11 protein-coding genes are annotated in these 11,230 nt (G+C 62.5%); 9 read left to right on the forward strand and 2 right to left on the reverse strand.

Annotated features, from left to right (window positions below; genetic code table 11):
• The first annotated feature begins 22 nt into the window (after positions 1 to 22).
• The gene (locus tag ACQ4W0_RS09765) at positions 23 to 238 is read left to right on the forward strand and encodes a hypothetical protein (RefSeq protein WP_436576540.1); all 216 of its coding nucleotides are present in this window, start codon (positions 23 to 25) and stop codon (positions 236 to 238) included.
• Positions 239 to 259: 21 nt separating this feature from the next.
• On the opposite strand, the gene ACQ4W0_RS09770 is transcribed toward ACQ4W0_RS09765, so the two are convergent.
• Complete coding sequence (locus ACQ4W0_RS09770) at positions 260 to 976, reverse strand: PhaM family polyhydroxyalkanoate granule multifunctional regulatory protein (protein WP_436576541.1); 717 nt, start codon at positions 974 to 976, stop codon at positions 260 to 262.
• Positions 977 to 1,125: 149 nt separating this feature from the next.
• On the opposite strand from ACQ4W0_RS09770, the gene ACQ4W0_RS09775 reads away from it, so the two are divergent.
• The 8 genes from ACQ4W0_RS09775 (at position 1,126) to ACQ4W0_RS09810 (ending at position 10,685) form a co-directional block, all read left to right on the forward strand.
• Positions 1,126 to 2,241: a DUF3108 domain-containing protein gene (locus ACQ4W0_RS09775; protein WP_436576542.1), complete on the forward strand. Its 1,116-nt coding sequence runs from the start codon at positions 1,126 to 1,128 to the stop codon at positions 2,239 to 2,241.
• Positions 2,242 to 3,006: a DUF3108 domain-containing protein gene (locus ACQ4W0_RS09780; protein WP_436576543.1), complete on the forward strand. Its 765-nt coding sequence runs from the start codon at positions 2,242 to 2,244 to the stop codon at positions 3,004 to 3,006.
• A gap of 226 nt (positions 3,007 to 3,232) precedes the next feature.
• Positions 3,233 to 4,615: a hypothetical protein gene (locus ACQ4W0_RS09785; RefSeq protein ID WP_436576544.1), complete on the forward strand. Its 1,383-nt coding sequence runs from the start codon at positions 3,233 to 3,235 to the stop codon at positions 4,613 to 4,615.
• Complete coding sequence (locus ACQ4W0_RS09790; RefSeq protein WP_219136191.1) at positions 4,608 to 5,342, forward strand: hypothetical protein; 735 nt, start codon at positions 4,608 to 4,610, stop codon at positions 5,340 to 5,342. The genes ACQ4W0_RS09785 and ACQ4W0_RS09790 overlap by 8 nt, the downstream gene beginning before the upstream one ends.
• Positions 5,343 to 5,350: 8 nt before the next feature.
• Positions 5,351 to 8,182 carry an ATP-binding protein gene (locus ACQ4W0_RS09795; RefSeq protein ID WP_436576545.1) on the forward strand — a complete coding sequence of 944 codons (2,832 nt, stop codon included), beginning with the start codon at positions 5,351 to 5,353 and terminating at the stop codon, positions 8,180 to 8,182.
• Positions 8,182 to 9,192 carry a DUF4424 family protein gene (locus ACQ4W0_RS09800; RefSeq protein ID WP_436576546.1) on the forward strand — a complete coding sequence of 337 codons (1,011 nt, stop codon included), beginning with the start codon at positions 8,182 to 8,184 and terminating at the stop codon, positions 9,190 to 9,192. The genes ACQ4W0_RS09795 and ACQ4W0_RS09800 overlap by 1 nt, the downstream gene beginning before the upstream one ends.
• The gene (locus ACQ4W0_RS09805) at positions 9,161 to 9,787 is read left to right on the forward strand and encodes a nucleotidyltransferase family protein (RefSeq protein ID WP_436576547.1); all 627 of its coding nucleotides are present in this window, start codon (positions 9,161 to 9,163) and stop codon (positions 9,785 to 9,787) included. The genes ACQ4W0_RS09800 and ACQ4W0_RS09805 overlap by 32 nt, the downstream gene beginning before the upstream one ends.
• An 88-nt stretch (positions 9,788 to 9,875) precedes the next feature.
• Positions 9,876 to 10,685 carry a hypothetical protein gene (locus tag ACQ4W0_RS09810; RefSeq protein WP_436576548.1) on the forward strand — a complete coding sequence of 270 codons (810 nt, stop codon included), beginning with the start codon at positions 9,876 to 9,878 and terminating at the stop codon, positions 10,683 to 10,685.
• A gap of 1 nt (position 10,686) precedes the next feature.
• Here ACQ4W0_RS09810 and ACQ4W0_RS09815 read toward each other — a convergent pair whose 3' ends face one another.
• Positions 10,687 to 11,205: a CcdC protein domain-containing protein gene (locus tag ACQ4W0_RS09815; RefSeq protein WP_436576549.1), complete on the reverse strand. Its 519-nt coding sequence runs from the start codon at positions 11,203 to 11,205 to the stop codon at positions 10,687 to 10,689.
• Positions 11,206 to 11,230: the final 25 nt, after the last annotated feature.

Genomic DNA, 11,230 nt, shown 5'->3' on the forward strand with positions numbered 1-11,230 from the left:
TTACAACAATAAGGAAGAAACTATGCGTGATGTGGTCAATGAAGTGTACAAAAAAATGAAAGTCGGCAGTATTGCCTGGGTACGCCCGGTCGCCGCCAAGGGAGACACGCTGGAAACATTCCAGTCTTCGTACGAGCACGCCAAGGCGCTGGCCGACGAAGGCCTGATCACGATCGGTGACGTAAAACGCCAGTCCGACAACATGATCGAGGCGATCCGCATTCATCGTATCGCCTGATCATATCGCCGGCTTGACGCGTCAGGCCTTGCCTGGCGTTTTGGACTTGGGCGCTGCGCGTTTCGCGGGCGCCTTGCGCAGCGGGGCCTTGGCCTTGGCTGCCGTGCCGGCTTCGGCAGGCTTGCCTGACTTGCTGGCCGCTGGCTTGGCCGTGGCGCCTCCGCCAAAACTGGCCGCTGCCGCGCTGGCAGCATCGGGCGCCATTGCCGTCGACACGGCCTGCTTGAACTGATCTTGTAACAAATTCCACCAGGCACTTGGATTGGCCAGTTGGGCTGATGCCTGACCGCCGGCATCGTTGGGCGCCGCCGCAGCGGGTTCCGGTGCGGCCGCTGGCGCAGGTTTCGGTGCAGGCGCGGGTGCCGCAGGCGCTGCATGCTGGAAAAACGCGGAAGCGTAGGGCACCGATTCCAAGACGGTTTTCTCGCTGGCGCCTGGCTGGGTGATGGCCGCCGCCAGCGAAGCACCCATTGATTTCAGGGTGGCGATGGTGCCGCGCTGTACTTCCAGCGCCTGGATACTGCCGCGCAGCATGCTGGTATTGAGGTTCAACCATGCTTCGACGGCTTTCAAGTCGCTGATTTTCTTGTCCAGCTCTTCCACCGACATGGTGGGCGCCGTGATGCCTGGCATGCCCATGCCGGGCACGCTCATGCTGCCCCACAGGTTCTTGACGAAGTCGAGGGTATCGGTCACAACTGCTGCGCCCGGTATTTGGGGCATTTGCGGATTTGCCATGCGAAATCTCCTGGTAGGTGGATGTCCCTAGCGTAGCAGATATCAGCTTGCAACTGACGCAACGCTGCCAACATTTTCTTACATAAAACATCAGGAGTTGAGCGCGGGCAAGAAGCGGGAAGTGGGGTGAAAGCGTTACACTACGGCCTATGATGCCTGACTCCTTCTTTTCGCCACCGCGCCGCCGTACCGTCATCTTTGTCGCGGTCATCGGCGCACTGCATTACGTGGCGCTGGAATGGCTCACCTCGCATGCGAGCATGGTGCCGCTGGGGCAGGATCATGCGCAAGTGGTCAGCATGGCATTGATCGTCGAACCACCCAAGCCCCAGCCGGTGCTGGCGCCACCACCGCCGCCCGCACTGCTGCCCGTGCCCAAGCCCAGGCCGCCACCGCCGCCGCCGACGGAGCTGGCGTCGAGCGAAGCGCCCCAGTGGACGGCGCCCGCCAGCGACGTGCCGGAAGGCCCGGCCACGTCCGAGCCGGCCGCCGTGGCTGCCCCTGCCATCACGGCGCCCGCGCCAGTCGTGGCGGCCGCGCCCGCGCCGGCCAGCGCGCCGCCACCGGCCGTCGAGCAGGCGCGGCACTACAAGACGAATGCGCCTGCGTCGGCCCAGTTCGACTTGCATGTGGACCGGCGCGATGCCGATGGCACCAAGTGGCAGGGCGTGGCCGCCATGGCGTGGGAAAACCGGGGCGACACGTATCAGCTGACACTGGAAGTGGGCTTGAGCATGCTGATCACGCGCATCAACCTGCTGGTGCTGACCAGCGAGGGCATGATCGATGCCAGCGGCATCGTGCCCGTCACGGCCACGGAGAAACGCAAGGGCCGCGCGCAAACGGCCACGCATTTCAAGCGCGACGCCAAGAGCATCACGTTTTCGGCCTCGACGGCCACGGCGCCATGGCAGGAGGGGGCGCAGGACAAGGCCAGCGTGCCGTTCCAGCTGGCTGCCATCGGCCGCGCCGACGTCAACCAGCTGGCCGGCAATATCGATATCCTCGTCGGCGAGGAAAAGGAAGCGACCGTGTTCCGCTTCCAGCTGGTGGGCGAGGAAGAACTCGACACCAAAATGGGCCGCCTGGTGACCTGGCATTTGCGCCGGCCACCGAAGCCAGGCACGTATTCGTCGCAGCTCGATATCTGGCTGGCGCCGTCCATGCAATGGTATCCGGTACAAATACGCAATACCGAAGCGAGCGGGGCGCTGACCACGCAAACCGTGACCCAAATTCGCGTCAATGACGCTACAGGAAAATAAATGACTACTTTGATGACTTTGAAACGCGTTGTGTTTGCCAGCTTGCTGGCCGCCACCTTGTCTCCCGCCATGGCCGACGCGCCCGTGGAGCATCCCGCCATCAAGCGCCCCTACAAGCTGGCGCCGTCGGCAGACCTCGTCTACTCGATCAAGGCCAGGCAACGCGGCATCGGGCTGTCCGGCGAATCGGTCAGCAACTGGCGCGTGGGCGACGGCAAGTATTCGCTGCTGGCCGAAACCAAGGCTGCCCTGTTCGGCAAGATCCTGGAGCAGCGCAGCGAAGGCAAGATCGACGATTATGGCCTGGCGCCCTTCCAATTCGTGGAAAAGCGCTTCCGCAAGGATGCCGTCACGACCACTTTCAAGCGCGACAGCAAGACCATAGTCTTTGACGAGGGCGATGAAACCTATCCGCTGAAAGGCGGCGAACAGGACCGCAACAGCGCCGTCTGGCAGCTGGCCAGCGTGGCGCGTGCCGCGCCCGAGAAATTTATCCCCGGCTCGGAATGGACTTTCTTCGTGGCCGGCGCGCACGATGCCGAACCGTGGACCTTCAAGGTCGTCAAGGAAGAGCCGGTGGCCACGGGCATGGGGGAGGTTGCCGCCATTCACCTGGTCAAGGCGCCGCCTCCGGACAAGAAGGGGCAGCAAGTGGACCTGTGGCTGGCGCCGTCGCTGGAATGGTATCCCGTGAAGGTGACGTTTGCCGACGCGGACGGCGGCGATTACGTCGAGCAAACCCTGCAAAAGATCGTCAAGAAGTAAGCGCTTGCCAACAACCCCGATGCAGAAACCGGGGTCGGACCCTGAGGGTCCGACCCCAGCCCTTTGCCGTTAGGGTTTTCCCCAATACAACACTCGGCAACCTGGCTGCCCGCTGGCTGCCCTCCCACGCGCTAAATTGCATGTCAGAACTGATATACTGACGCCCCCGCCCCGCAGCGCTGCGTTAGCCCGCTGCGCCGCCCGCTGAACACTCATCCGGAAAAGAATGATTGATATAATGGCAAGTGTAGCCGTGGCTACGGATGCACATCAGACAGAGCAAGAGCATCACGATTCCTTGCAGGCGCATTTTCAGCCCAATATTTCGGCCGATGAAATCGAGCAAGTTTTTCATTTGAAGCGGGCGCAGCCCTTGCTGCAAGTGTTTACGGCCCTGTTTCATGGCGGTTTCGATGGCGTGCTGGTGCGTCTGCTGGTGTTGCGCGAGCTGGCGTCCGATGCGGCCACGTCCGCCTACACGCGCGCCGATATCAACACGAAACTGGCGTATCTGTTGCCGGAAAGCCTGGAAACGGTCTTGTTGCGCCTGCGCTCGAACCAGTTGCTGGCGTGGGATGCGCAGCAGGGCGTGTACCGCGTCACGCCCATGGCGCGCAATGTGCTGTCCGCCATCGACAGCTTGCTGGGCCTGGGCCAGACGGAAGACGAAGCGGAAATGGGCTTCCTGCTGTCGCAGGTGGCCGGTGCGCAAGCCGTGGGTGGCGTGTCGGTCGAGCAACTCCAGCATTTGCTGGGACGTCTGGTGGATTTGACGGAAGAGTTTTCCGACGCCATCGCTTCCGGTTCCGAATTCCGGCTGCGCACGGCGCAGGCGAAATGGAACATGGCTTGCGACTGGGTGGAGAAGGGTTCCGAGATTCTCGTGGCGATCACCTCCGATGAAAATGCGGACAGCGCCACGCACAAGGCGGCGCAGGCGATCGGCCGCGCGCAAAGTAAATTGTTGAACATGCAAGGCATGTTTTCGCGCGCCCTGAACCAGATCGAGCGCCAACGCGTGCACCTGGGGCAGTCCGGCCTGTCGACCACCGACATCAAGCGCTGGCTCTTGTTGCATGAAGACCTGGCCAGCCTGGCCGAGGGTGCCATCGACCAGCCCGTCGTGCCCCTGTTCTCCACGCCGGCCGAGATGATCGACGTGGCCGAGACGGAACTGCTGTCCGAACGGGCCGCAGGCGTGACCAACACGGGCTTGCCCAGCGGCGAAGATGCCCCAACCACCATCAGCGACGGACCCGTCATGCAGCTTGAACTCGACGATTTGCTCGAACGCCTGTCGAACTTCGCCAGCCTGGGCAATTTCCCCAGCATCGGCGAAGAAGGGCCGAAGTCGGTGCCCGTGCAGGATTCTTTGCTGCCGGCCAGCTTTGCCGTGGCGTCCTACCGCGCTTCCATGCTGCCGCTGCTGGGCGATGTATCCGAAGCGAGCTTGCAAGGCTCGACGGCCGAACTGGCCCGCTTGCCGATTACCTTTACACCGACCGACGAGATGGTCCAACTGACCGACCCCCACGTGGCGGCCATGTCGATCGCCTCGCTTTCACTGAATGTTTCACTTGATTTAGATAGCGGCACTGCCGATGAATGACGATTCCCAAATCCTGATTGCGCGCCTGCTCACGCATCAAACCCTGCGCCGCGACGACAAGCTCGTCAAGCGCGTGCTGTCCGACGAGCTGTTCCGCGCCGAGATCGATGCGCGCCTGCTGGCCTGCGGCTTGAAACTGCTCGACAACGTGTATGCCGACCATGTCACCCTGGCCCTGACGCGCACCATCGAGCCGAAGATTTTCGGCGCGCGCGACGTGTGGCAAAACAATAACTTCGGCCTGGCACGCGATGGCGTAGCCTTGCTGGTGGTGCTGTGGGCGCAGATCATCCTGCCCAAGCGCGAACGCCAGGAAACGCACCAGCACGCGGACGATGACCAGAACGACATGTTTGGCACGGAAAAGCCGTTGCCGCGCGCGGAAGACGCATCGATCGGCATTTCTTACAAGGCGCTGCTGTCGGACTTCGGCGACAAGCTGGGCAAGAAGACGCGCATGGACATGAATTTGGGCACGCTGGCCAAGCTGGGCTTCATCGAACGGCGCGGCGACTTTATCCTGGAAGGTCCGCTGCTGGACCTGATGATGGATACGGACGTCTTGAAAGAGCGCATCATCAATGGCGCCCTGGCCGACGTCTTCAAGCGCGCGCCGGCACGCCTGGTGGCTGTCGACCCCGATGCCGACCTGGCTGACGACCTGTCCGCCGACATCGGCGACTTGCCAGACGCCGGCGACGAGCCTGCGTCCGACCTCCCTCACTGAAAGCACCCATGTTTCATATCAAATCACTTGAACTGGTGCACTGGGATTACTGGCAGCGCATCAAGAATATTCCGCTCGACGCGAAGATCATCACCATCGCGGGGCAGAACGGTTCGGGCAAGACCACCTTGCTGGACGCCTTGCGCACCTTGTTTGGCCTCGACTGTTCGATGGGGCGCACATACAAGCACTATGCGCGCCACTCGGGCCAGCAGACGGCCTGGCTGCGTGCCGTGGTCGACAACAAGAACGTGGGCAAGCAGCTGTCGAACCGCCCGTTCCGCAGTTCCGGCTTCTTCAGCGACGATGAAGTGACGCTGTTCTGCCAGATCCAGAAAAATGGCGGCGACTGGAAGCGCCAGTATCTGATGCGCCCGGGCAATGTGCAGATCGAGGACATCACGGACGCCAACGACTGGTTGGGCGTGGAAAACTACCGCAAGCGCCTGGCCAATGCGGGCCTGTCGCCCGCCATGTCGAAAGTGCTGGCGCTGGAGCAGGGCGAAACGGACAAATTGTGCGAATACGCGCCGCGCCAGTTGCTCGACCTGGTATTCCAGGTCTTCGGCGACAAGGAAGTGCTGGACGCCTACGATGAAGCCAAGCGCCACCAGCGCGATACGGAAGTGGAACTGAAACGCTTCGAGACGGAACTCGAGGCGTCGAAGACCAACCTGGAAGGCTTGCGCCTGCGCGTGGCCAATTACCACCAGTGGGAAGGGCTGCACAAGGAACGCCGCAACTTGCTGGAAGAAGTGCTGCCCAGCCTGCAGTACCACGAGGCGCGCGAAAAAGCCGCCATCGCCAGCCGGCAATTGCGCGATGCGCGCAAACCGATGGCGCAGGCGGACCAGCAACTGACCGATAAACGCAATGCGCTGGCGGCGCAAGCGAAGGCCCTGTCCGACGCGCAGATGAACGAAACCCTGCTGGAGCAGGAATCGATTGGTCTGCAGAGTCGTTTATCGCTGATCAATGCAAAACTGAAACCGCTGGACAGCCTGCTGGAACAGAAAGACCGTTTGCACAAGCTGGCGGCGGACTCGGGCAGCGATATCGCCGCAGTGGCGGCGCAGCTGGAACAGAAGGAAGCGCAATTGCTGCAGCAGCGCCAGCAGCGCGACGCCCTGTCGGCGCGCATCGCGGCTGAGCAGGCAACCATTGCCGCACTGCAAGGCAAGACGGCCATGCCGGAGCCGGACAATGTGCGCGGCATGCGCCGCGCGCTGCGCGACGCGGGCATCAGCCACGCGATGCTGTCGGACATCGTCGAAGTGACGGACAGCCGCTGGCAGGGCGCCGTCGAAGGCGTACTGGGCGGTTACGCCTCGGTGGTCTTGCTGGACAAGGCCAAGGATGCGGCCGCTGCGTATCGTTTGGCCGAGAAGGAGCGCTATCGCCACTTCATCGTGCCCGAGCTGGTCACCGCGCCCGTCGCGAAAGACGAGAGCTTGCTGGCCGTGGTGAAATTTTCCGCGCCCGTGCCTAGCTGGCTGATCGAGCAGCTGTCGCGCATCGCCCGCGTCGATTCCGTCGAAGCGGGCTTCAAGCTGGGCAACCACGAAGAGTGGATCACGCCCGAGGCATATCACCGCGAACGCCGCGGCGGCCGTTCCCTGTTCGTGGAAGCGTCGCGCTACCGCTTCGGCCAGGCTGGCCGCAGCGGCCGCCTGGAAGCGCTGCTGCGCTCGCTGCCGGGTCTGGAAGGGCAGGAAGACACGCTGACCCTGGCGATTTCGAAGCTGGCGGCCGAAGTGGGCGCGTTAAAAGCGCGCATCGCTGGCGTCGACGCGGCCAAGGAACTCAGTGCGCGCCAGGATGAATTCGCCGAAGCGCTGCGCAACTCGAAGCCGCTGAAGGAAGAGAGGCTGGAAGTGGGCGGGCGCCTGGGCGAGTTGCAAAACCTCACCAAGAACGCCACCGTGGCGCGCACGCGTGCCGATACCGTGTGGCAAAACGCGCGCCTGGCCCTGTCCGAAGCGGAAGCGGGTTCGCGCCTCGGTTACAAGAAGCAAATTGAACAGCGCGCCGAGCATGCGCGCGCCTTGCTGGCCCTGCGCCATGCGTGGCGCCATCTGCCGAAAAGCTGGCGCAGGCCGGGCCGACGCGCGGCGCTCGTCGCCGAGCACCAGAATGCGCACCAGGTTGACCTGCGCGTGGCCAGCCTGCAAAACAGCCTGGCGCGCGACGACTGGGAACTCGACGCTACCGTCATCGACCAGCATCACCGCCTGTCGGACCAGCTGCATGGCCGCCAGTCGGAAACGGACGAGCGCCGCTACCAGAACAACCGCGCCATCGAAGCGACGGGCAATGCGCGCGGCGCCTACATGGAACGCTTGCGCTACACCATCAAGACTTACAGCAAGAACATCAAGGAGCTGGGCGAACTGGCCGGCATCGAAGTGCATGCCGACCCCGTGCGCCTGGAAAACGACGATGTGCAGCTGTCGCAGGCGGGCTTGCACGTGCGCTTCAAGTTCGACGGCAAGGGCGTGATCGGCATGAACGATGGCGAAGCGTCGGGCGGCCAGCAGGTGATGAAGTCACTGGTGCTGCTGATCGGCTTGCTGAAATCGGAAGACGGTTCCGGCGGCTTCGTCTTCATCGACGAACCGTTTGCCCACCTCGACATCCGCAACATCCAGCTGGTGGGCGAGTTCCTGAAAAACACGCAAGCGCAATACCTGATGACGACGCCGTTGACGCACAACACGGATGTCTACGATCCGTCGGAGCTGACTTTGATCACCAGCAAGAAGAAAAAGGATACGCAATGGGCGCAACCGATCTTCGTACTGCAGCGCAGAGTCGACCCCGCATCGGGCAAGGTGGCGTGATGCGCGTGCGCACCTGGCTGGCAGTTGCCGCGACGGTACTTGCGCTGGCGTGCTCGGCGCCGGCCGTGGCCAATGATGGCATCGGTTCCGTGAGCGCCGGTGGCATTCTGTTCGGCAAGACGGATGCCGTGGCCATGAAAAAGGAAGTGCTCAGCGTGAGCGCGGAATTGATCAAGGTCGAGTACGAGTTCCTCAATGAGTCGAAAACGGATGTGGAAGAGACGATTTTCTTCCCGCTACCCGAATACACTTCCGGCTACCATGGCTCGCCCACGTATTACGGCCAGCCGCAGCAGTTTTCCGTCGACGTGGATGGCAAGCGCAAGGAGTATAAAACCACCTTTGTCGCCAAGCTTGATGCCGAAGACGTGACGGCCCGCTTGCGCCAGCTGGGCTTGTCGGACGCGCAGATCGCCTATTTTCCCTCGCACACGCCATTCGACAGGAAAGTGGCCCCGCTGACGGCCGCGCAGAGCAAGATCATGATCAAGGAGGGCTTGCTGGCCCAGCTGTATGACGAGGAATGGGTGCCGGCCTGGAGCGTGAAAGTCATCTACCTGTGGCAGCAGAAATTTCCCGCCGGCAAAGTCGTGCGCGTGCGCCATCAATATGCGCCATTCGTCGCGGCCGGTCCCGGTGCGTCCTACCTGGGCGATGGCAATGCATTTGAAAAGAAATACTGCGGCGACAAGGCCTTCTACAAGACGTGGAATCGTCTGGCGGCCCAGCAGGGCGAAAGTGGCTTCGTCAATGCCGTGTGGGTCTCGTACATTTTGACGACGGGCAACACCTGGAAGAATGGCATCGAAGACTTTACCTTGAACTTGATCAAGGGAAAACCGGACGAGCTGGTCAGCCTATGCTTCCCCGGCACGTTTACCAAGATCAATCCCACCACCTTGCAAGTCAAGCTGCGCAACTTCCATCCGAAGCAGGATCTGGACGTGTACTTCGGCAATGTCGAAGGCACGGTGAGCCATGACGGCGTGGCGCCGCAGATCCGGCCGTGAGCGCTTGCGCACGCACCTGAGCACCCAGGATGCACTGGCGGCGCGCCTGCGCGCCATCGCCAGCGCCACGCCGTGGTGCATGCAGGCCCTGCAAGCCGTGGCGCAGCTGGGCTTGCATGACTGCTGCATCGGCGCCGGCGCCGTGCGCAACCTCGTGTGGGACGCCTTGCACGGCTACGCACAACCGTCGGCGCTGAGCGACGTCGATGTGGTGTATTTCGATGCGCACGATTTGCGTCCGGAAAGCGAAACGCATCTGCGCCAGCGCCTGGAAACTGTGTTGCCTGGCGTGCCGTGGGACGTGTGCAACCAGGCCAGGGTGCACCTGTGGTTCGAAGACCACTTTGGCTACGCCGTGCCGCCTCTGCGCTCGCTGGACGATGCCATCGCTTCCTGGCCCGAGTTTGCCACTTCGGTCGGACTCTATCTGCAGCGCGATGGCGGCATCGGCATCCTTGCGCCGCATGGCCTCGATGACCTGTTCAACATGATTGTGCGGCGCAACCCGGCGCGCATCAGCCTGGACGGCTATGCGCAGCGCCTGGCCAGCAAAGACTACGCGGCGCGCTGGCCGCGCGTCACCATCATCGCCTAGGCAATTGATGGTGTAAAACACAATTAAATGCACTGTGGATACAGATTGCCTATAATTGCCAATTATCCAATAGTATTCTTCTGATCCAATGTCCCTCTCGATTTCCACGCCGTTGCGCCGCCTCGGCCGCCTGTTCTGCCTTTCCTCCGTCCTCATGGCGCCCGCAGCCTGGGCCGACAGCCATACCGATTTCCAGCAAGCCAGCGGCCAGCTGGAAGCGCTGATGGCCAAGGCGACGCCTCAAAGCGGCTTGCCGCGCCTGGGCGATCCTGCCGTGGCGCTGCTGTTTGCCCACATCGCCGATGGCCCGCGCCTGTTCCAGGCACCCGTCGCCGCGCTGCAGGACGTGAACCAGAGCGTGGCCGCGTGCGAACAAGCCATGCGTTTGGGAAAAACATACTATACGTTTGGCCTCGGATGGCCGTTGCCGCTGTCCGGCGCCGAGCTGCAGCAGGCGCGCAAGGAGCAAGTGGCGCAAAACCTGGCCAATTATGGCGATGAAATGAGCACGTTGTTTGCTTTCAGCATGCATTGCCATGGCCATTTGATAGCGCTGATGGAGCAGGAATTCAGCACCCAGCCGGCGGACGCGGTGAGCGGTCCCGAGCGTCTGCGCGCACGCGCGTTCAGCAAGAATACCGCCGTTGTTTACACCAGCGTGGTGCAGTTCGTGCAGGTGCCGTTCTGGAACGTGGCGCAAAAGAAACGGATGCTGGAAGCGGCGGCGCAGCACGCCACGGCGAATGCCAATCTGATGGCGCCACCCTTGCGCGAGCGCCTGCTGAACAGTCTGGAAAATGCGGACAAGGATCTCGATCCCGCCCTGGCGCCGGCGCTGGCGACGATACGCCAGGCGCTGGCGGCAACCAGTTGTGTAGGCCTGTGCCAGTACTATTGATTTACTCGGGATCCTGCAAGGGCTGGTTGCGCTGGCGCCAGCGCAGCAGGCCCCATGCGTACACGGCGTAGTAGCCGATGACGAGGCCGTAGGCAGCCATGGTCAGCGGGCTCTGGCCGAACGGTGGCGGCGGCACGGGCACATCCAGGCGCGTGTTCAGGTAGATTTCCATGCCGCGGTACAGCAAGCGGGCGATGAACAGCATCGAGATGGCCAGGCCCAGGTAGCGGTGCTGGGTAAAGAAGAAATCCTTGCCGACCTGTTCGAAGCGTGTCAGTTTCAAGCCCAGCACACCCAGCCAGCCACCGGCCAGCGCAGCCGCGCCCAGGCTGGACAGGGGCAGGACGTCGAATTTCGTCGTCGTTGCAAGGAATAGCAGCAGCGCGGGCATCGCGATCGCCACGCTCCAGTGCCGCCACAGCTGCGATTTCTGGCGCGCCACCAGTTTCTTCAGGCGTGAGTAAATGCGCCAGACCAACAGCGGGACCAGGAGCAGCAGGGCGAGGGTGGTGGTTTCCATGTAGGCATTCGGGTACGGGTAAAAC

Origin of the sequence: Janthinobacterium breve (genome assembly GCF_051380895.1) — a bacterium.
GTDB lineage: Bacteria > Pseudomonadota > Gammaproteobacteria > Burkholderiales > Burkholderiaceae_D > Janthinobacterium.